We start from the raw sequence: 21,115 nt of genomic DNA, 5'->3' as shown, positions 1-21,115 counted from the left end.
ATGAAACTATAATACGGTATTCTTCTAAAAGGAAGAATGAATATTAAAGGTAGACGATTAATCCCCATTCAAGATGGGTTCGTTAAAAGTAAACCGATAATTTCTTTGTTTAATAGTGCCTTGCGCCTTTTAAATGATGAAATTGTCGGTTTTTTTATGTAAAAAAAGGAGGGATTTTGGATGTCGTGGCCACTATTGTTTCTCATTTTTCTTGGACTTTCTCTAGGGAGCGGATTGTGTATCCTGCATCCGCAAGTCCCGCTTCGATTCATTCGCATTCATATCGGCATGCTGGCGTTAGCACCAATTGCCGCTTTATTAGGTCTTATTTTTTCTAAAGGAGATTATTTCCTAGGAGTATTGCATTTTGATTCATTATCATGGCTCTGGTCTCTGTTTGTTTTGACGATTGGATTAATCGTTCAGCGATATTGTGTCCATTATTTGCTAGGCGATAAGTCATACCGCAAGTACTTTGCACTTTTAACTATTACTACTTCAGCTGATGCCCTTGCATGGTTATCTGATGATGTTCGCCTTTTATTTATTGGATGGGGGCTAACACTATTTTGTTTAACTGTCTTAATCGGATTAAGGAAGGAATGGAAGGTAGCGCAGCATGCTGCAAAAGTATCCCGCGGCTATCTATTAGCTAGTTTGCTGGCACTGGGTCTTGCTTTATTCTGGTTAGCGTACAGTACAGGCGAATGGCGTTTATCAACTATACTGACCCCTGATACATTAGGTTTGTTATCTGGTTATGAAAAGACAGGAATTAATTTATTGCTTCTTGTTTCAGCGCTCATTCCTGCTGCTCAATGGCCAACACATCGTTGGCTACTTGATTCTGTTGTTACACCAACTCCTATTTCAGCTGTTATGCATGCTGGGATTGTTAATGCGGGAAGTATTATGCTTGCTCGTTTTTCTCCATTGTTTAATGGGGACTTGGCGCAGATAATTTTACTTGTTATTGCAGGTCTTTCTGTCTTAATCGGCACAGGCATTATGCTTGTGCAAGTGGATTATAAACGGCAGTTGGTGGGATCAACAATAGCACAAATGGGTTTTATGCTGGTGCAATGTGCACTAGGCGCCTATCTTGCAGCTATTACACATGCAGTATTGCATGGTTTGTTTAAATCTACTCTTTTCTTGCAAGCAGGTTCAGCTGCCAAGGCAAAAGCGCCTGTTACTTCTAAGGACCAAGCAGCTTCTGTTATATGGACAGTTGCAGGTGGTGCGCTTGGAACACTTATAGGATTAGGGCTTTGGCTGACAGCTAAAGGAGAAGGCTATCAACTGATTAGTGCTCTTCTACTCGGCTGGTCGATTGCCCTTGCATGGGCACAGCTGGTAGCGGCACACCCTACTGCTACTGGAAAAATCGCAGGTTTCTTCTTATTAGTTGCAGGTGGACTTGTTTTTAAAGTCGTTCATACACTGTTTTACAACATTTTGCAGGGGACCATCGACAGCGATTTCCATCAGCCGTTTATACTATCGATTATTGTTTTAGTTGTTTTACTAGCTGCGATTGTATGTGGAACTTGGCTGATTCGAAGGAATAATAAAGTATCCTTTGCGCTTTATCTATGGCTAGTTCGGCTTGGAGAACCTAAAAAACGTCTCGCGGAAAGCCATCCAAACTATCTTGCACAATTATTAACGAAGGAGGGGAATTATCAATGAGTACGGCGTCAACACTTCACTATGATGAGGGATTTAAACCGAACGATCGCTCGCTTCAAGAGATTGTAAAAAAAGCGAGCGAGGTCATTGTGCCCCTCGGCGATATTAATAACTTTGCAGCAAGAAGCCCTTGGGCGGGACTCGAGCACCAGACTTTTGACCAAGTGGCAAAAAGGCTGAAGGAGACGGGTGACATTGACATGTATCCTAATCATGCCATCGTCTCCTCTGCTGCTCGTAAGGGAGAAATTGATTTGGCCATCTTAGAAGATGGGTTGAATGCATGGCTTGATGAGCAGTTGATATGCTTGCCTAGAGAACTCGCGAAAGAATATTGCCGTAATGTATTACAACAAGAATCAAATTCCTTCACTACAAGAGAATTGCCTGGCGCAAAGACTGCTGCACTTTGGTATAGTAAATACTTTTCACCCACTAAAAATAAACATTCCATCTTAACAATGAGTCAACGTGTGCAACAACCAGGAAACGAATCTCTTGTAGAAAATGTAAATCTACATGTGATTAAATGGTGTAAATTATATTTGGATGAATCACTTGCGGTGTGGTCCATGCCCAATAAAGAGGCAGGATTTTATGCAGCATGGCGCCAAATGGCTAAATATGATCGCACGCTTACTCATGAAACGCGCAGGCAACTTGATCAACTAAATCAAAATGCGGAGCAAGCTTTGATGGAAGTGCTTCACAATATGGATATTCCTAAAACAGAATGGCAAGAGTATTTGGAGGCTCACCTGCTCGCACTACCAGGATGGGCGGGTATGATACGTAGCCGTGAAGAGGAATCAGAGGCACTGCTATTAGAATATCTGGCTATGCGGCTATCTCTAGAATATGTATTCGTAAAAGAATATCTTCCGTTGCCAGAGCCAGTGCAAGATGATGTTCAACTCATTGAAAAACTTGTTATTAGCTGGATTGAATTTGGCAGAGTGAGACTCGAGGATTGGGCAGCATTAGAACCAGAGGAAATAAAAGCACGCCTTATGCTCGCAAATCGCTTCGATTCCTTTGTCCAAGGGCGCCTTTGGCTGGAAGCTTGGGAGAAAACGTATGAAAAAAATCTTCAAGAATGCTTGCCGACTAACCCTACAACAATAGAAGAAGCAAAAACAATCGCAGCACAATTTGCTTTTTGTATTGATGTACGTTCTGAAACGTTCAGAAGGCATTTAGAAAGAAGCGGGCCATTCGAGACTTTTGGGACAGCTGGATTTTTTGGCTTGCCAATTGAAACAAACGAACTTGCAAGCTCCAATAGCCATAATTCATTGCCGATTATGTTTAAGCCTTCTCACAAAGTGCTTGAATCCACGGACAGGGATCAGCTAGAACAATACATTGAGCGGGCACATACTGCCCATTCCGTTGGGAAAACATTTAAAACAATGAAACAAAATATGCTGACGAGCCTGCTATTGCCTGAAATCAGCGGACCATGGCTTAGTATTCAAACATTAGCACGAAGCTTTATCCCGCAAAAAGCTGGTGAAGTCATGCGGCAAATGAGCGAAAAATGGCTTAAAAAGCCAATGACAAAATTGACGCTTCATTCTCCAGATGAAGGAGCAGGTGAATTGCCTGTAGGTTTTACGGAAGAAGAACAAGTATTTTATGTACGGCAAGCCCTTCAAACAATGAGTTTGACAGAGAACTTTGCCCCATTGGTTGTTATTTGCGGTCATGGAAGCCAAAGTCGAAACAACCCCTATGCATCCGCTCTTGATTGCGGGGCATGTGGAGGAGCATCAAGCCAATTTAATGCACGTGTGTTGGCGACATTATGTAATCTGTCTAATGTTCGTGAGACCCTTGCAAAAGAAGGCATTCACATACCAGAAGATACTGTTTTTGCAGCGGCTGAGCATATTACTTCGTTGGATGAGTTGAAATTTACGTATCTGCCAGTATTACCGGTAGCTGCAAAAAATTCATTCGAGCTTATTCAAGGGGCTCTTCCAACTGTGCGTAAGAGTGTAAACGCTGAAAGACTTGCTCAGCTTCCGACACTCCACCCTGATTGCCCAGATCCGGAAGAGGAGGTACGCCGTTTCGCTGACGATTGGAGCGAGGTGCGCCCGGAATGGGGGTTAGCGCGGAATGCTGGATTTATAATCGGCGAACGGACCTTAACGGAAGATTGTGACCTAGAGGGAAGAGTATTTCTTCAAAATTATCAGTGGCAGTTAGATCCAACAGGCGATATACTGGCTAGTATCATTGCAGGCCCTGCTCTAGTAGCACAATGGATTAATTTACAATATTATGCGTCTACAGTAGCTCCGCATTATTATGGCAGCGGCAATAAAGCGACACAGACAATTACTGCGGGAGTTGGCGTCATGCAGGGTAATGCAAGCGATCTTCTTTTTGGACTTCCATGGCAATCTGTTATGATGTCTGATGAAGAGGCATACCATGCACCTATACGTTTATTAGTGGTCGTGCAAGCGCCTAAGTATAGGGTTCAGCAAATCTTAGAACAGAATGCGGAGTTCCGCCAAAAGCTACAGAACGGCTGGATTCGCCTTTCATGCATCGATCCAGATGGCATATGGCATAGTTTTTCATAAGTTATCGCTTTACGTGCTTACCTTCGCATTATTAAAATAGAAGCAGAGTAACTAAAATGCCAACAGGTTAGCGGGAGATTGAAAAATGGATAAAACAAGAGGAACGGTAGAATCGGAAATCAGCAAAGCTTTAACGCACTGGGAAAAGAATTATTTAGGGCGCGGATCGGTTTCGGTTAAGTCGGATATTTTGCGCGATATGATTATTGTCGTGCTGCGCGGTATCCTGACACCTGCAGAATATTCTCTCTGTGAAAAGAAAGAAGGATTGCTTAAGGTGAAAGATCACCGAAATAGCCTCGTGGAATCTGGGATAGATGAGCTGAAGGCAATTATCAGATCGATCACAAACCAAGAGGTTTTAAGCTTTCATACAGATATAAGCACACAAACAGGAGAGCGGATTATGCTCTTTAAGCTGCATACCGATTTACAAAGTGAACTAAGTTAATTGTTCACTAATTCTGTCAGTGAAAAAAGTGAAATCTTTCTAACGATTTCACTTTTTTCTTATAATGTTTGAAAAAAATATGATATACATAGAGGTATCTCATCATGCTATTTATTACTAAAAAATCGCTTGAAAGTCTTGCTGAATCTCATAGAGAGCCAGATATGCTTCTTTGTTACGCGACGCCTCAAGGCTTTTCAGCTATCACCGATCGAGCTATACTACTGATAAATGATAATCATATGATTGTTCTTTTTCTAAATCTATTCTCCACCAAAATAGTACATAAACTTATTTTTGAATTAGCTGAAATCCAAGATCAAAAGTATGCTACTAAAGATCCGTTTACAGTCCTATGGTCTTTCAATTTAAAGAGGCAGGCATGGAAGTTTAGAATTCCCACCAAAATATTGACTCTTGGCTCGATGCAAAGAGAATTTTTAATGTTTGTAAAACAAAATATCCTGTAAATGATAAAAGATAATAATGAATTGCCTATGAAAAAACCGAACAATGTGAAAAAATCTCACATTTGTTCGGTATTTTTTGTTCTTCTATAGAATTCATTCAGTATGAAGAACTTTTGGTGATCCGTTCCAGAGGGCATTTTCTACGAGGCTTGCCTTCAATTTCCATCAATCCAATCCTGCGGAGCTTTATAGCTCATCCGCAGAGTCGCCGTCTACTACACACCACTTTTAAATAAGATTCATCGTTTTTTGAAGTGGATTCTATGAAGCCCAAATTTTTAGCTTCGTAAAATCTCCTTTTGTTCTGTTTATCCAAACTTTGGTTTCGTTAGTTCTTTTTAAGTTGGGCTTTCGCCGTCCTTTCCCATTGTAGAAGGGAAGGGTAAGGGTCATAAGCCCATTCATAACGGCCGTTAAATTTATAAATACCATAGTGGAGATGCGGTGGAAACTTACCTGAGGTTCCTTCACTTCCATAACCTGAGCTACCTACATAACCAATTATTGTTCCAGGTTTGACGATATCACCGACTTCTATTTCTTTGGCATAGGAGGAAAGATGAGCATAGTAATGATAGGAATTATGGTGATCCCGAATGCCGATTCGCCATCCACCAAATTTGTTCCATCCTTTTGTGACGACAACTCCATATGAAGCAGATAATACCGGCGTCCCATAGTCAGCAAAGATATCTGTTCCTTCATGAATACGCCTTCCTCCCCAACCACGGTTAGCTCCCCAGGTTCCCTTGAAGGTATAATTATATCCGAGCGCTACGGGGAAAGTGTACTGGTCTAAATTGATATCTTGATATTTTTTATATAATGATGCAATGGCCAAGACTTGATTGACGATCGTCTCATTGGTGTAATAATCCCATAAAGCTTTTTTGAAATCGGCTTCTGATGGTCCGTAATGACTTAAGTAACTGGCCATCGTATAGATTATGTCAATATCATTTTCAGCATCAGCCACACCATCTTTATCTCCATCAAGCCCCATGCCACCAAAATAATCAATCGTAGTTGGTGAATTATCCTGTATTAAAGGATTAAAAGGGCCTGCCCAATATTCATCAGAAAAGCGGATGGCAACTACGCCTTCCCGTGATGGAATATCTTTTCGTACTGCCTGAATATTACGTTCATATTGATCAATAGCAGCTAAGAAATACCAAGGCACCAACATATCTTCAAATTGAACATAAAGAGACATTCGCTGCTTTAGCAGGTCTTCTTTAGATGTTTCCGTTTCAGCTAATACATTTAGAGGAAGAACCATTTGAATAGATGAGAGTGCTAGTAAGAATGCGATAATCAAGCGATTCATCAAAATCCTCCTTTCCTTCTTCGATAGAATATCCAAAAATGTTGATTTCATAAGCCAGTGTCTAAAAATCATAGTAGTTCCATAAATCCCTAAATTAATTAGTTATCATTCGAAAGTTCCTAACATATCATGGTTAAAACAGGCCTGAATGGAGGGATAACAATCGATATTTTAAATAAGTTTAAACGTTACCGTGAAGAAGAAAACAGGCTGAAGTGGGAAGGTACTTTTGCAGACTATTTAGAGATAGTCAAAGAAAGGCCTGAAGTGGCTCAAACTGCTCATTCGCGCGTTTATAATATGATTAAAAGCTCTGGTCTCAATGAAAGAGACGGCAAGAAAATGTATCACTTCTTTGGTGAAGAAATTTTTGGACTTGAAGAAGCCATTGAGAGGCTGGTAGAAGAATACTTCCACCCTGCAGCCAAACGATTAGATGTAAGAAAACGTATCTTGTTATTAATGGGGCCAGTCAGTGGTGGTAAATCCACGATTGTGACTATGCTTAAACGGGGATTAGAACAGTATTCACGTACAGATGAGGGAGCAGTTTATGCGATTAAAGGCTGCCCAATGCATGAAGATCCGCTTCATCTCATTCCACCCCATCTGCGTAACGACTTTTATGAGGAATACGGCATTCGTATAGAAGGAAATCTTTCGCCTCTAAACACAATGCGCCTTGACCAAGAATATAGGGGAGAGATTGAAAATGTGCAGGTAGAACGCATCTTCTTCTCTGAAGATAAACGCGTAGGTATCGGCACATTCACACCATCCGATCCGAAATCACAAGACATCGCTGATTTAACCGGAAGCATCGACTTTTCAACGATTGCAGAATACGGATCAGAATCTGATCCAAGAGCCTATCGTTTTGATGGTGAGTTAAATAAAGCGAATCGCGGAATGATGGAATTCCAGGAAATGTTGAAGCTAGACGAAAAATTCTTATGGAATCTCCTCTCCTTAACGCAAGAAGGAAACTTTAAAGCAGGTAGGTTCGCATTGATTAGTGCGGATGAATTGATTGTGGCACACACAAATGAAACGGAATACCGTACGTTTATATCCAATAAAAAGAATGAAGCCCTACATTCACGTATTATTGTCATGCCTATTCCTTATAACCTGAAGGTGAGAGAGGAAGAACGGATTTATGAGAAAATGATTCGCGACAGTGATATGAATCATATTCATATAGCACCGCATGCATTAAAAGCAGCTGCGATTTTCTCTGTTTTATCCAGGTTGGAAGTACCTAAAAAACAAGGAATCGATCTTGTAAAGAAAATGAGACTGTACGACGGCGAGAGTGTTGAAGGCTATAATTCTGTAGATGTGGAAGATTTGAAGAAAGAATATCCGAACGAGGGCATGCATGGTATCGATCCACGCTATATTATCAATCGAATTTCTTCAGCGATTATTCGCAAGAAGTCACCATCAATTAATGCGCTGGATGTCCTTTTAGCTTTAAAAGATGGGCTTGATCAGCATGCTTCCATTAGTCAGGAAGATAAAGACAAATACATGAATTTTATTGCCATTGCTAGAAGAGAGTATGATGAGATTGCGAAAAATGAAGTCCAAAAGGCATTTGTCTATTCATATGAAGAATCTGCTAAGACGCTGATGAATAATTATTTAGATAATGTAGAAGCCTTTTGCAATAAAAATAAGCTGCGTGACCCGCTGACAGGGGAAGAACTAAACCCAGACGAAAAGCTAATGCGTTCAATCGAAGAACAGATTGGTATTTCAGAAAATGCGAAAAAAGGCTTCCGCGAAGAAATCTTGATTCGGATCTCTGCTTATGCGCGTAAAGGAAAACGATTTGAATATAACTCGCATGAACGGTTAAGAGAGGCTATTCAGAAGAAGTTGTTCGCCGATTTAAAAGATGTCGTGAAAATCACGACTTCCTCCAAAACACCGGATGAATCGCAGTTGAAAAAAATGAATGAAGTAATCGCAACTTTGGTGGATGAACATGGATATACAACTACATCTGCCAATGAATTGCTTCAATATGTTGGTAGTTTATTGAATCGCTAAGTGTTAAGGAGTGTCCACATTTTTTAAGGACACTCCATTTTTTTATATCAAAAAGTTAAATAATTCAATCTCTATGCATAGTATAAGTAAAGCATTAAGAATTATCCCAATGCAAACGCCAAGTGCAGAGTTTCAAAATTAAGAGATGGGTGAGGATATAATGGCTGAAAATCCGAATAAGCATTTTGTCATTTCACAGGAAAATTGGTCTCTCCATCGCAAAGGGCATCAAGACCAGCAACGCCATATGGAAAAAGTAAAAGAAGCTATCAAAAGCAATTTGCCTGACTTAGTCAGTGAAGAAAACATCGTGATGTCGAATGGGAAAGATGTCATTAAGATTCCCATTCGTTCATTAGATGAATACAAAATTCGTTATAACTATGACAAATCGAAGCATGTAGGCCAAGGAAAAGGAGACAGCAAAGTTGGGGATGTGATTGCCCGTGATGGCAGCGGCCAACAAAATGGGCCAGGCAGAGGGAAGAAGGCCGGAGACCAAGCTGGGGAAGATTACTATGAGGCAGAGGTAAGCATAGAAGAAGTGCAAAGTGTATTGTTCAAGGAGCTTGAACTGCCGAACTTACAGGAAAAAGATAAAGCAGAGATCCAATCGGAAAAAATTGAATTTAATGATATACGTAAAAAAGGGTTAATGGGCAATATTGATAAAAAACGGACTATACTGAATGCCATCAAACGAAATGCGATGAAGGGGAAAGCAGAGATTGCCCCTATTTATAATGATGATCTTCGTTTTAAGACGTGGGATGAGGAGATTAAGCACGAATCAAAAGCTGTGGTGCTTGCAATGATGGATACAAGTGGCTCTATGGGAAGCTTTGAAAAATATTGTGCGAGAAGCTTCTTCTTTTGGATGACGCGTTTCCTGCGCACCAAATATGAAAGCGTCGAAATTGAATTTATCGCACACCATACGAAAGCGAAAGTAGTCACGGAAGAGGAGTTTTTCACAAAAGGGGAAAGTGGAGGAACGATTTGTTCATCTGCCTATGTGAAGGCCCTTGAACTCATTAACGAAAAATATCCACCTTCTAAATACAATATATATCCTGTTCATTTTTCAGATGGAGAAAATATGTCTACTGATAATGATGCTTGTTTAAAACTTGTACAGCAACTAATGAGTATGTCCAGCATGTTTGGATATGGAGAGGTCAACCAGCATAATCGATTTTCAACTATGATGTACAACTATAAAAAGATTGTAGACCCTAAGTTTCGCCACTATGTCCTTAAAAGTAAACATGATGTATACGAAGCGCTGAAATGCTTCTTCCAAAAAGAAGTTGAAGAACAAAAGTTATAAGATACAACACAGCTAGAGATATAATGTTAGGTTAATAAGCGCGGAGGAGGATTAAAAAATGGAAAGAGAACTTCAAATAGCAATCGAAGAAATTACGGAGATTGCTAGTGGTTTTGGGTTAGACTTTTATCCAATGCGCTATGAAATTTGCCCCGCGGAAGTAATCTACACAATTGGCGCTTATGGAATGCCAACACGTTTTACCCATTGGAGTTTTGGAAAACAGTTTCATAAGATGAAGCTGCAATATGATTTAGGCCTAAGTCAAATTTATGAACTTGTGATTAATTCAGATCCTTGCTATGCTTTCTTGCTTGATACGAATACGTTAACTCAAAATAAATTAATCATCGCACACGTATTAGCGCACTGTGACTTCTTTAAAAATAATATTCGTTTTTCCAATACAAGAAGAGATATGGTGGAAAGCATGACTGCTACTGCAGAGCGTATTGCCCACTATGAAAGGCTGTATGGAAAAGATGAGGTAGAAGAGTTTCTAGATGCTATTTTAGCGATACAAGAGCATATTGATCCATCATTAATGCGGCCACAGCTCGGCGAAAAATCAGAAGAAGTGGACATAGGAGTTCCACAGAAAAGAAAATCGCCTTATGACGAGCTTTGGAATTTAGAACAACAAGACGAAGAACCTCTATCCACTCGCTTCAAGAAAAAGAAATTCCCCGAGGAACCAGAAAAGGATCTCCTCTTATTTATTGAAACACACAGCCGCGAGCTGGAGGACTGGCAGCGAGATATTTTGACGATGATGAGAGAGGAGATGCTCTATTTCTGGCCGCAATTAGAAACAAAGATTATGAATGAGGGCTGGGCATCTTATTGGCATCAACGCATTATGCGAGAGTTAGATTTATCGACGGAGGAAACAATTGATTATGCTAAGCTGAATGCAGGCGTTCTCCAACCATCCAAAACCTCTATTAATCCGTATTATTTAGGAATTAAAATTTTTGAAGATATTGAAGAGAGATACAACAATCCAACAGAGGAAATGAAAAGGCTTGGCGTAGCGCCCAATTCGGGTCGCCAAAAAATGTTCGAAGTGCGAGAAGTTGAATCGGATATGTCCTTTATTCGTAACTACTTAACGAAAGATCTAGCGAAACGGGAAGATCTTTATTTATTTGGAAAACAAGGATCTGATTATCGAATTACAGATAAAGACTATGTAGCAGTGAGGGACCAACTCGTTCAGATGCGCGTCAATGGTGGCTTCCCTTACATTGTCGTTGAAAATGGTGATTATCTAAGAAATGGAGAGCTCTTTTTAGTACATGGCTATGAAGGAATGGAATTAGATCCTCGCTATTTAGAACAGGTACTGCCTTATGTTTATCAGCTGTGGGGTCGGCCCGTGCATCTTCGAACAGTAGTAGAAGATAAGTTTGTTCTTTATTCTTATGATGGAAAGAAAAACTCTAGAAAGTATCTTTAATACTGATTAACCCATGGAAAACTCTATGGGTTTATTTTTTTTCTAATAATAAACTAAAAAATAGGTATTATAGTTTATTGAGTAGGTAAATGTATTTAACTAATAGTTCTATTTACATGGATTGATATAAGTCAATAGTTGAGAATATGAAAATTGTTAAAAAACCCTGTTGAAGAATAGAGTAAATGAGCTATGATGGATTAGGATGTTTTTCCAAAAAAAGTTTAATAGGAGGTTTTTAAGTGAAGCAAATAAACACTCGCAAAATTGCTGTTTGGCTATTAGCATTTGCTATCATTCTAGGATTGACGCTTCCGCCGCAACAAAGCTTTGCAGCAGAAACGACTACTGCAACAGCAATTGATGATGCGACAGCTATAACAAATGGCGCGACCGTTAAAGGTTCATTTGACCAACCAGGTGTATATTGGTACAAAGTTACACCAACGAAAGAAGAAGTTTCAAAGTACTCACATATAAAATTTGATATAAACAGTGATCAAGTAGTAAATGTATCTGTTTATCCTAATAAAGCAAAAGCAATCGCGGATGATGCTTTTGAGCAATACGTAACAGGGACAGTTTCTGATCAAGCTGCTACTATTTCATTCCCTTATGCATGGGAAGGACCTTATTATGTGAAGGTGGAGTACAGTGGCTTTGCAGATGATCTTCCGATGGAAGGTCTTAGTGAGGATGAAGGTAGTAGCACTGACTCAGTCAACTATAGTATCACAGCAAAATCTGTTAAGCTTTCACCGGCTAAAGAAGAAGCAACAGGCTCTGTATGTCCTGTTGAATACAGTGTCGCAAAACAAAAAAGTGCTACACAAATCTTAAAAGATATCCGCCTATTCCGTGATGGTACTCTAGCAAAATCAACACAAGGCAAGCAGCTATCATCTTTATACTACAAAGCAGCACCATTCCTTGTGGCAAAAATGATTTTTAACAAAGATACAAAGCAAGATGTGTACAAGCATTTGGTTGAAATTCAACCGCTTATCACTGATCTAAACCAAAATGGCGGAAACAGCACACGTGTTATTAGCAAATCAGAAGCAAATGCGATTAAGCAGCTTTTCGACATTGCACATGCTGCAGTACCAGCTAAATTACAACAAAGCATGGATGCTATCGCGAAAAAAGTACAGATTGATAGCCTAGCGGGTGAAGATTTAGTAGCTATCGCGAAAAATGTTGGTATTAAATTAAATGGAAACTCAGCTTCCGGTAAATATATTGTTAAATTAAAAGATGGCAAGACATTGAAATCTGTACAATCTAAAATCTCAGGTAACAAAACGTTCTCTACATTATCAACTGTTGACCACTCAGATGAGTTGCTTGACAATACGTATGTAGTAGAAATGGATGCAAAAACAGCAAGCATGAGTGCAAAAGCTCAAACGAAAGCACTTCAAGCAACTGTTTCCCAAGTAGAAAAGTTAAATGAAGTAGAATATGTAGAGCCTGTCCAAACCTACCATGCGCTATCTAGCGATGTTTTATCAAGTTATCAATGGTCATTAAAGAATCTTGGTAAAAATGAAGGAACAAAAGGCGCGGATGTTCAAAACGATAAACTTCAATCACTATTAAGCACTAAAAAAGTTAAAGATACAGTCATTGCAGTTGTAGATACTGGCGTTGACTATACTCTTGCTGATTTAAAAGGACATGTTGATCCGTCTATCGGCAAAAACTTTGTTGACGAAACAACAGGTCCATTAGATGATAATGGTCACGGTACGCATGTTGCGGGCATTATAGCAGCAGAGGCAAATAATGGCTATTCAATTCAAGGGCTTGACCAGCACGCAAAAATTATGCCTGTCAAGGTGTTAACAGCTGATGGAGCAGGCGATACAGAAACGATCGCTAGAGGTATTAAATATGCTGCAAGCCATGGCGCAAAAGTAATAAACCTAAGCCTTGGTGGTTCATATAGCCGTACACTTGAGGCAGCAATGCAATATGCATCTTCAAAAGGTGTAGCAGTTATTGCAGCATCAGGAAATGATGGACAAATGGGCATTTCTTATCCTGGACGTTCTCGCTATGCTATTTCTGTAGGTGCTACAAACGATTGGGACATTGTATCGGATTACTCCAACTTCGGTGAGAAATTAGACCTTGTTGCACCTGGTACGAATATTCCTAGCCTTGTGCCAAACGGTAATGTGACATATATGAGCGGTACTTCAATGGCAGCACCTCACGTAGCAGCTGTTGCTGGATTATTACGTTCTGTTGATTCTACATTAAGCGTTTCTGATATCAAAACAATTCTTCACCAAACTTCAAAAAATGTAACCTTTGAAGGGAAAGATAACACTGGTGAGGACGGCAGCATCTTTGATATGTTGTTAGGCGGCGACATGGATCCGGAAGATTTCGATCTTCGTGTCGGTACTGATCTTGTATCAGGCTATGGCCGCTTGAATGCATTTAACGCAGTAAGTACTGCAGATTTACGAGTAAAAGTACATCCAATTCTAGAAAGAGCAACTTCAGTAACAGGTAGAGCAAAAACTGGTTCTAAAGTTATCGTGAAAAAAGGCTCTAAAGTGATTGGTAAAGCCACTTCTGTACATGGAAAATTCAAAGTGAAAATTCCTGCACAAAAAGTGAATCAACACTTAACAATGACAGTGACGAATCCATCATATAAAGCTGCTTCAACATTAGCCTTGTATGTAGCAAAGGACAATCGTCCGGCAGCACCAGAAGTAAAAACTATCACAACTAAAACAACTGTTGTGTCAGGTTTTGCAAAACCTAAATTACAAGTAGTTATGAAAAATTCAGCTAAAAAAGTAATTGGCAAAACAACAGCTTCAAAGAATGCTCAATTCAAAATCAAGCTGAAAAAACAAAAAGCCGGCACGAAATTATATTTCAATACGGTTGACTCTAAAAAACGCACAAGCAAAACAGTCACAGTTACTGTGAAAAAGGCGAAAAAATAAAAGATAAAAGCCCCTACTATAGGGGCTTTTTCTTTTGGTCTTTTATATCTCAAAAATTATAGGCAAAATCATCGGTCTTCTTCTTGTTTGTTCAAATAAATATTGGCCAACCGATTTTTTTACTTTGCGCTTTACGATATTCCATTGCTGTGCGTCTCTATCCTCTAAATCTTCTATTGTAGATGCAACGAGGCGGTTGACATTTCCGAGCAATACTTCATTATCTTTCGCATAGACAAAGCCACGGGAGATGGTGTCGGGAGGGGCAGTCATGCTGCCGTCTTCTTTACTTATGGTGAGTACAATGACGAGCATCCCATCTTCAGCAAGCTGTTTTCGGTCGCGTAAAACAATTTCGCCCACTTCGCCTATGTCAATGCTGTCGACATAGGTATCACCAGCAGGAATTTTACGTGTTTGCCTTGCTTCTCCTTTTTCAATATCCAGTACATCCCCGTTTTGCATAATAAAGGTGTTGCCTTCCTCTACGCCGACAGACTCAGCCAACTCACGGTGAAGATACAGCATTCGATATTCGCCGTGAATCGGAACAAAGTATTTCGGTTTCATAAGTGTCAGCATCCATTTCAAATCTTCTTGGTAGCCATGTCCGGAAACATGCATGCCTGTAATGCTAGATGAGCCATAGATGACTTTTGCTCCAAGCTGGAAAAGATTATTGACAATACGTGATACATCTTTTTCATTGCCTGGAATAGGAGAGGCTGAAAAAATAACAGTGTCTCCAGCATGGATTTGTACATCACGATTATCTGATGTCGACATTCTGGAAAGCGCAGCTAACGGCTCCCCTTGACTGCCCGTACAAAGTACCACGACTTCTTCAGGGGGCAGACTCATAACAGTTCGTGCATCTACTAATAATCGCGGAGGTACCTGCAGATAGCCTCTTTCAATCGCAATTGGAACGACAGTGAGCATGCTTCGTCCTAACAAAGCCACTTTGCGGTTTGTCTTTACTGCTGCATCGATAATCTGCTGAACACGATTGATATTGGAAGCAAAGGTAGAGATTATGATTTTCTTCTCTGCGGCGAAGAAAGCTTCATCAATATGTTTTCCCACTTCTTGTTCAGAAGGAGCGGACCCTGGGCGTTCAGCATTGGTACTCTCTGATAAAAGAGCCAATACGCCTTTGTTGCCGATTTCGGCCATTTTATGAACATCTGAATATTGAGCATTCACAGGTGTTAAATCAAACTTAAAGTCACCTGTATGTACAATGATTCCTTCTTCAGTAGAAAAGACAATTCCCAGGCAATCTGGAATACTGTGACTTGTCTTAAAGAAGCTCACTTCTATGCGATCAAACGCAATCACTGTATTGGAATTTATTTCATGAAGCTTTGTTTTACGTAATAGCTTATGCTCTTTTAATTTGACTTCAATAAGGCCAAGGGTAAAACGAGATGCATAAATAGGAACATTTATCTTCTTTAGGAAATAAGGGATGCCACCAATATGATCTTCATGGCCATGCGTGACAATCAAACCGCGAATCTTTTCTTTATTTTCCATGAGATAGGTGATATCCGGGATAATCAGGTCGATTCCCAATAGACTTTCATCGGGGAACTTACCGCCACAGTCAATAATCAAAATTTCATCTTCATCTTGGATAGCATACATATTTTTGCCGATTTCATTTAATCCGCCCAATGCAAAGATGGATAAAGCGCTCGTATTCTTTTTAGCCAACTGTATAACACTCCTCTTGCCAGATTTCTTATCTTCATCCCTAGTATGGCGTAATAGAAAAGCAGTTATGCAAATGGAATAGAGTGAAATGTTTTAAAAAATACACAAATACTAAAAAACGTCTGAGCTGTTCTATCTCTGATTTGAAATAACTTGAAAAAGGGTATAAATTGAAAAAGAAAAGGGGGAAAATGAAATGATTGGAAATTACAAAAACATACTTATAGGTATTGATGGCTCTAAAGAAGCTGAGTATGCCTTAAAAAAGGGCGTTGAAATCGCTAAACGTAACCAAGCTAAGCTACACTTGGTGAATATCATTGATTCAAGAGCGTACGCTGTATTAGACTCTTATAACCTAACAGATGAACAAAGAAATGCAGAACAATTTGCTAAAAGTCTATTAGAAGGCTACAAAGAAGCAGAAACGGCTGGCGTTTCAGATGTTAATTTAATGGTTGAATACGGCTCACCTAAAACAGCTATCACAGGGGATATTGCTAAACAAGTGGAAGCTGACTTAATTATTTGCGGTGCAACAGGACTAAATGCGGTAGAGCGCTTCTTAGTCGGTAGTGTTACCAATGCGATTGTCCGCACTGCAAACTGCGATGTGCTCGTTGTCCATCCACCATACTTAGAAGATTAATAAAAAAAGTTGGCCACAACTATTTGTTGGCCAACTTTTTAAATGGATTATTTTAAATTCCGGTGCAAAAATGCTTTTGTCCGTTCAAATTGTGGGTTGTCAAAGACTTCTTCGGGTGTGCCTGCCTCCAGGATTTCACCTTGATCCATAAAGAGGACACGATTTGCGACTTCACGTGCAAATCCCATTTCATGCGTTACCACAATCATCGTCATTTGCTCTTTAGCCAATTCTTTCATAACGCTTAACACTTCTCCTGTAAGCTCAGGGTCTAGTGCGGACGTTGGTTCGTCAAACAACAGAATGTCCGGCTGCATCATGAGGGCTCTTGCGATCGCCACACGCTGTTTTTGGCCGCCTGAAAGGTTAGAGGGATAGGCAGATGCTTTATCTGCCATGCCTACTTTTTCTAACAATTCCATACTGTGACGACTAAGCTCTTGAGCAGATACTTTCTTTACAAGCTTAGGTGCCATTTCTAAATTTTCCTTTACCGTTAAATGAGGAAAGAGATTGAAATGTTGAAACACCATGCCCATTTTGGTAGATGCTTTCTTTAAATCTGAAGGTGAGGCATAAGCACCTTTATTTACGAGATATTCACCATCAATATTGATAGTGCCATCATCTATTTTTTCAAGGTGCACCAAGCTTCTGAGCATAGTACTTTTTCCTGAACCAGAGGGACCGATAACGGCTACCACTTCGTTTTTTTGTACATCAAAGGTGATACTTTTTAATACTTCTAGATCGCCAAATGTTTTCTTTAGATTGGTCACTTCCATTATTGCCATATCAATTGCTCCTCTCTATTCAAATGTAAACCGTCGCTCGATCCACTTGAAAAGCAGTGTTAAGATTAGTGTCATGATTAAATAAATAATGCCAGCTATAAAGAATGGCACAATAGTGAAGTCCCGATTTACAGCTGTTTCCGCAAAATGTAATAATTCTGGTACAGCGACTGCATATAAAAGAGCTGTATCTTTAATTAATGTCACAGATTCATTTGCAAGCGATGGGATGGCAATACGAAACATTTGTGGCAGAATAACACGCACTGTAGTTTGGAACTTGTTTAAGCCCAGTACTTGAGCTGCTTCATATTGGCCTTTATCGATAGCCAATAAACCACCTCGGAATATCTCTGCAAAGTATGCCGCGTAATTTAGGATGAATCCGATACACGCTGCAGTAAAACGGTCTAATACTAAATATTGTCCGATTCCCGGTATCATCGGTAAACCAAAACAAATAATTAATAATTGTAGCAAAAGCGGCGTGCCCCGCATGATATAAATATAAGCTTGGGCTAATAAGGAAAGCAGTTTGATGCTGCTGTTGACAGCTAATGTTAATAAAAACCCAAGCGGAATGGATAGCACAATGGCTATGATAAATAATAATAGCGTCATTTGAGATCCTTGAAGCATTGGCTTTAGAATCGTCAGGATATAATCTAAACTCATGTCATTTCCTCCTATAAGGCTCGCGCGCCTATTGTCCGCACAGCGAAAGCAATTCTTCCTATACGAATAGCATGTTTAAGGAATGGGCACCCAAGCCTCAAAATAAAGGGAGAATCATTTCTTTATTATTGTTACTTTAATACCTTGTCCTCGCCGAACCATTTGTTTGAAATTTTCTTCGCAGTACCGTCTTCGTTCATACTGTCTAAAGCCTTTTGAAGTTTATTTAACAGTTTTTCATTGCCTTTTTTCACACCGATACCATATTCTTCAGGTGATAGCGATTCATCTAATACTTTAAATGTGTCAGGATCTTTGGCCATATAATAATCAATTACCACTTCATCAATAATCACGGCATCTGTTCGACCGCTTTTCAGATCATTTAATGCCATTACATTATTTGCATACTCACTAGTACTTTTGAGAGTAGCTTTAACAGGGCTCGCATCTAAAGCGTCCGCAGCAGAAGATTGAGCTTGCAGACCGACGATTTTGCCCTTTAAATCTTTTAATGAAGAAAGGTCTGTTTTAGCTAGCGTTGCAACGACTTGCGCATTTTTTAGATAAGGTTTAGAAAAGTCTACTTTTTTCTTTCTTTCGTCCGTAATGGTATAACCATTCCAGATTAAGTCAATACGTCCGCTATTTAATTCGGATTCTTTCGCTTTCCATTCAATAGGCTGAATATCTACTTTATAGCCCATTTTCTTCGCAGCAGCTTTTGCATAGTCGATATCAAAGCCTACTAAGTTATTATCTTTATCTCGAAAGCCCATTGGCGCGAATGAGTCATCTACACCGATGGTCAATGTTTTTGAATCAGAACTTGATTTGCTGGAACATCCAGCAAGTATGCCTAGCAGCATAATGGATGTAAGGAAAAGCATGGATAAACGTTTCATATTTCAGACCCCTTGCTTAATAGATTTTATTTACACTTTAGTACACTAGTATGCTAACACGATAAAATTATAACATCCTTTTGTTTTTGAGTAAAATATTTTTTTAGATTGTTTTTAAGAGCTTAGTAAAAAAATTGTATAAATTTATACATAGTACAATCCTTCATCACAATAGACTGAGGGTAGAGTGATTTTGAAGGAGTGATAGAGGTCGCTGATTATTTAAAAAGTGCAGTGTATGAACATGACTTTTGGCTAGAAATCCTAATGAATCATGGTCAATTTATTCGTGACTCGTTATATGAATCTGAAAAAGAAGCGATTGAGAAGGCAAAAGGTTTTATCAAGCGTTTTAAGGAGCTTCATGGAAAAGTAAAGACATTAGATATTGCAAGTGCGCCAAGCTTTGCAAGTGAGGCCAATGAAGCAGCAGAGCAATTAAAGCAATTCAAATTCGATATAATTAGACGTCAGTTAGAAGGCAAGATCACAATTCATTTAACCCCTTCGTTTATTGGACATATGGTGCTGGAGCTAGAAGAGTACCAGAATGTTTTGGGTTATTTAGAAAAAGGAGAAGTTCCGCCCATTTTTCATGAGTTGCACCATCACTTATTATGGTTGAGAGATGCTTATGGGCATGCGGGAACAATAAACGATAATATGGATGGAGTGGAAAAGAGGCTAAAAGAAAAAAGCCATTTGTTCACTCAGCATTTTGAACAGTTTTATTTAAAGGCAGTGGAGTTAACTACTTTTTTACAGGCTAATATAGATTCTTTCCCAGCGTTGAAACGATTTAATAATGAAGTAGACGTTGAAATGAATTTGTTTAAAACATTTTTGCTAGAGTTAGAGGAACACGAGCTAAGTGCAGAAGTATTAAGCAGCTTTACAGCACCCATGGCAGAACATATGGCAAAGGAGGAGCAATACTATTTATTGAAGTTAGCAGAATCGAGAAGTGCATAGGAAGGCAAGAAATAAAGAGATTGAAAAACCCAAGAATACTTGATTCTTGGGTTTTTGATTATTAGTCTTCAAATAAATCGGATGATAAATAACGCTCGCCTGTGTCTGGTGCAATGCAAAGCACTTTAGCATTAGGTGGCAGCTTTTTAGCTACTTGAACTGCCATAAAGGCTGAAGCAGCACCTGAAGCGCCAACAAAAATACCTTCTTCCGCTGCAAGGCGGCGTGCCATGACTGTAGCATCTTCATCTTCAATATGAAGAATTTCATCATAGATATCTCGGTTTAAAATAGAAGGGACAAACCCAGGGCCTGTGCCAGGAATTTTATGCGGTCCAGGTTGGCCGCCAGAAAGAACTGGTGAACCCGCTGGCTCTACTACATAGATTTTTAAATCAGGCAACTGTTTTTTTAGCTCTTCACCTGTGCCAGTTACTGTGCCACCTGTACCTGCTGTTAAGACAAAGGCATCCAATGAACCATCAAATGTATCTAGGATTTCCACAGCAGTTGTTTTACGATGGGCATCCGCATTAGCTTGGTTATCAAATTGCATAGGAATGAAGCTATCTGGAATGTCTTTTGAGAGACGTATAGCCTCATCGATAGAACCTTGCATCCGAAATTCGGATGGAGTCAAATGAACCTCCGCACCATATGCTTTCATAATTTTAATACGTTCCTTTGTTGCATTATCAGGCATCGTAATGATGCAGGGGTAACCTTTTACTGCACACACCATAGCAAGACCAATTCCTGTATTTCCTGACGTCGGCTCAATGATTGTGCTCTTACCAGGAATGAGTTTTCCTTCTTTTTCAGCTCTTGTAATCATATTGAGAGCTGCACGGTCTTTTACGCTCCCTCCAGGATTAAAAGACTCTAATTTAATAAAGACTTCTGCTCCAGTTGCTTCGGGAATTTTATTCAACTTAACGATTGGAGTTTTTCCGACTAAGTCAAGAATAGAATGATAGTAGTTCATTCTAAAGCCACCTTTCAATACCATTTTCAATTCTTCTAAATCCATTTTAAAAACCTT

16 protein-coding genes are annotated in these 21,115 nt (G+C 39.5%); 10 read left to right on the top strand and 6 right to left on the bottom strand.

From position 1 onward, the window contains the following. The first annotated feature begins 180 nt into the window (after positions 1 to 180). The 4 genes from RST01_RS12510 to RST01_RS12495 all read left to right on the top strand — a co-directional run bounded on the left by RST01_RS12510 (position 181) and on the right by RST01_RS12495 (position 5,210). On the top strand, positions 181 to 1,692 hold the full coding sequence (locus tag RST01_RS12510; RefSeq protein WP_147197252.1) for an NADH dehydrogenase subunit 5: 1,512 nt from the start codon (positions 181 to 183) through the stop codon (positions 1,690 to 1,692). Beyond that, positions 1,689 to 4,289, top strand: a complete 2,601-nt coding sequence (locus RST01_RS12505) for a DUF2309 domain-containing protein (protein ID WP_147197250.1) — start codon at positions 1,689 to 1,691, stop codon at positions 4,287 to 4,289. The genes RST01_RS12510 and RST01_RS12505 overlap by 4 nt, the downstream gene beginning before the upstream one ends. A gap of 85 nt (positions 4,290 to 4,374) precedes the next feature. Further along, a complete protein-coding gene (locus tag RST01_RS12500; protein WP_066789827.1) occupies positions 4,375 to 4,740 on the top strand; it encodes a Na-translocating system protein MpsC family protein in 366 nt (121 codons plus the stop codon). A 104-nt stretch (positions 4,741 to 4,844) separates the two neighbouring features. After that, positions 4,845 to 5,210 carry a hypothetical protein gene (locus tag RST01_RS12495; protein ID WP_147197248.1) on the top strand — a complete coding sequence of 122 codons (366 nt, stop codon included), beginning with the start codon at positions 4,845 to 4,847 and terminating at the stop codon, positions 5,208 to 5,210. A 328-nt stretch (positions 5,211 to 5,538) separates the two neighbouring features. On the opposite strand, the gene RST01_RS12490 is transcribed toward RST01_RS12495, so the two are convergent. Continuing rightward, positions 5,539 to 6,540, bottom strand: coding sequence for a M23 family metallopeptidase (locus RST01_RS12490; RefSeq protein WP_147197246.1), 1,002 nt, complete (start codon positions 6,538 to 6,540; stop codon positions 5,539 to 5,541). 162 nt (positions 6,541 to 6,702) lie between these two features. Between RST01_RS12490 and RST01_RS12485 the strand changes: the two genes are divergently transcribed. From RST01_RS12485 to RST01_RS12470, 4 genes are all read left to right on the top strand, one after another. Then, positions 6,703 to 8,598 carry a PrkA family serine protein kinase gene (locus RST01_RS12485; protein ID WP_147197358.1) on the top strand — a complete coding sequence of 632 codons (1,896 nt, stop codon included), beginning with the start codon at positions 6,703 to 6,705 and terminating at the stop codon, positions 8,596 to 8,598. 160 nt (positions 8,599 to 8,758) lie between these two features. Continuing rightward, a complete protein-coding gene (gene yhbH / locus RST01_RS12480; protein ID WP_147197244.1) occupies positions 8,759 to 9,928 on the top strand; it encodes a sporulation protein YhbH in 1,170 nt (389 codons plus the stop codon). A 58-nt stretch (positions 9,929 to 9,986) separates the two neighbouring features. After that, on the top strand, positions 9,987 to 11,387 hold the full coding sequence (locus RST01_RS12475; protein ID WP_147197242.1) for a SpoVR family protein: 1,401 nt from the start codon (positions 9,987 to 9,989) through the stop codon (positions 11,385 to 11,387). 242 nt (positions 11,388 to 11,629) lie between these two features. Continuing rightward, the gene (locus tag RST01_RS12470) at positions 11,630 to 14,359 is read left to right on the top strand and encodes a S8 family peptidase (RefSeq protein ID WP_184117571.1); all 2,730 of its coding nucleotides are present in this window, start codon (positions 11,630 to 11,632) and stop codon (positions 14,357 to 14,359) included. Between the two features lie 42 nt (positions 14,360 to 14,401). Here the strand turns inward: RST01_RS12470 and RST01_RS12465 are convergent, their stop codons facing one another. Beyond that, on the bottom strand, positions 14,402 to 16,009 hold the full coding sequence (locus RST01_RS12465; protein WP_147197354.1) for a ribonuclease J: 1,608 nt from the start codon (positions 16,007 to 16,009) through the stop codon (positions 14,402 to 14,404). 265 nt (positions 16,010 to 16,274) lie between these two features. On the opposite strand from RST01_RS12465, the gene RST01_RS12460 reads away from it, so the two are divergent. Continuing rightward, positions 16,275 to 16,727 carry a universal stress protein gene (locus RST01_RS12460; RefSeq protein WP_066789814.1) on the top strand — a complete coding sequence of 151 codons (453 nt, stop codon included), beginning with the start codon at positions 16,275 to 16,277 and terminating at the stop codon, positions 16,725 to 16,727. A gap of 47 nt (positions 16,728 to 16,774) precedes the next feature. Here RST01_RS12460 and RST01_RS12455 read toward each other — a convergent pair whose 3' ends face one another. The 3 genes from RST01_RS12455 to RST01_RS12445 all read right to left on the bottom strand — a co-directional run bounded on the left by RST01_RS12455 (position 16,775) and on the right by RST01_RS12445 (position 19,101). Further along, entirely contained in the window at positions 16,775 to 17,521 is a 747-nt protein-coding gene (locus tag RST01_RS12455; protein ID WP_147197240.1) for an amino acid ABC transporter ATP-binding protein, read from the bottom strand. A gap of 15 nt (positions 17,522 to 17,536) precedes the next feature. Next, positions 17,537 to 18,196: an amino acid ABC transporter permease gene (locus tag RST01_RS12450; protein WP_066789802.1), complete on the bottom strand. Its 660-nt coding sequence runs from the start codon at positions 18,194 to 18,196 to the stop codon at positions 17,537 to 17,539. Between the two features lie 131 nt (positions 18,197 to 18,327). Beyond that, on the bottom strand, positions 18,328 to 19,101 hold the full coding sequence (locus RST01_RS12445) for an amino acid ABC transporter substrate-binding protein (RefSeq protein ID WP_147197238.1): 774 nt from the start codon (positions 19,099 to 19,101) through the stop codon (positions 18,328 to 18,330). 267 nt (positions 19,102 to 19,368) lie between these two features. On the opposite strand from RST01_RS12445, the gene RST01_RS12440 reads away from it, so the two are divergent. After that, complete coding sequence (locus RST01_RS12440; protein WP_147197352.1) at positions 19,369 to 20,073, top strand: DUF2935 domain-containing protein; 705 nt, start codon at positions 19,369 to 19,371, stop codon at positions 20,071 to 20,073. Positions 20,074 to 20,134: 61 nt separating this feature from the next. Here RST01_RS12440 and cysK read toward each other — a convergent pair whose 3' ends face one another. Continuing rightward, a complete protein-coding gene (gene cysK, locus RST01_RS12435; RefSeq protein ID WP_147197236.1) occupies positions 20,135 to 21,058 on the bottom strand; it encodes a cysteine synthase A in 924 nt (307 codons plus the stop codon). Positions 21,059 to 21,115: the final 57 nt, after the last annotated feature.

It is taken from the genome of Rummeliibacillus stabekisii (genome assembly GCF_007988965.1).
Taxonomy (GTDB): domain Bacteria; phylum Bacillota; class Bacilli; order Bacillales_A; family Planococcaceae; genus Rummeliibacillus; species Rummeliibacillus stabekisii.
Note: the sequence above shows the minus strand (reverse complement) of the source record. Positions and strands in the feature narration are given on the sequence as shown.

What these genes read in the sequence shown, in the direction of transcription:
- RST01_RS12455 (WP_147197240.1), bottom strand. Translation starts at nt 17,521, where the DNA reads ATGGCAATAATGGAAGTGACCAATCTAAAGAAAACATTTGGCGATCTA.
- RST01_RS12475 (WP_147197242.1), top strand. Translation starts at nt 9,987, where the DNA reads ATGGAAAGAGAACTTCAAATAGCAATCGAAGAAATTACGGAGATTGCT.
- RST01_RS12510 (WP_147197252.1), top strand. Translation starts at nt 181, where the DNA reads ATGTCGTGGCCACTATTGTTTCTCATTTTTCTTGGACTTTCTCTAGGG.
- RST01_RS12445 (WP_147197238.1), bottom strand. Translation starts at nt 19,101, where the DNA reads ATGAAACGTTTATCCATGCTTTTCCTTACATCCATTATGCTGCTAGGC.
- RST01_RS12505 (WP_147197250.1), top strand. Translation starts at nt 1,689, where the DNA reads ATGAGTACGGCGTCAACACTTCACTATGATGAGGGATTTAAACCGAAC.
- RST01_RS12495 (WP_147197248.1), top strand. Translation starts at nt 4,845, where the DNA reads ATGCTATTTATTACTAAAAAATCGCTTGAAAGTCTTGCTGAATCTCAT.
- RST01_RS12440 (WP_147197352.1), top strand. Translation starts at nt 19,369, where the DNA reads ATGAATCATGGTCAATTTATTCGTGACTCGTTATATGAATCTGAAAAA.
- RST01_RS12490 (WP_147197246.1), bottom strand. Translation starts at nt 6,540, where the DNA reads ATGAATCGCTTGATTATCGCATTCTTACTAGCACTCTCATCTATTCAA.
- RST01_RS12465 (WP_147197354.1), bottom strand. Translation starts at nt 16,009, where the DNA reads ATGTATGCTATCCAAGATGAAGATGAAATTTTGATTATTGACTGTGGC.
- cysK (WP_147197236.1), bottom strand. Translation starts at nt 21,058, where the DNA reads ATGAACTACTATCATTCTATTCTTGACTTAGTCGGAAAAACTCCAATC.
- RST01_RS12450 (WP_066789802.1), bottom strand. Translation starts at nt 18,196, where the DNA reads ATGAGTTTAGATTATATCCTGACGATTCTAAAGCCAATGCTTCAAGGA.
- RST01_RS12460 (WP_066789814.1), top strand. Translation starts at nt 16,275, where the DNA reads ATGATTGGAAATTACAAAAACATACTTATAGGTATTGATGGCTCTAAA.
- yhbH (WP_147197244.1), top strand. Translation starts at nt 8,759, where the DNA reads ATGGCTGAAAATCCGAATAAGCATTTTGTCATTTCACAGGAAAATTGG.
- RST01_RS12500 (WP_066789827.1), top strand. Translation starts at nt 4,375, where the DNA reads ATGGATAAAACAAGAGGAACGGTAGAATCGGAAATCAGCAAAGCTTTA.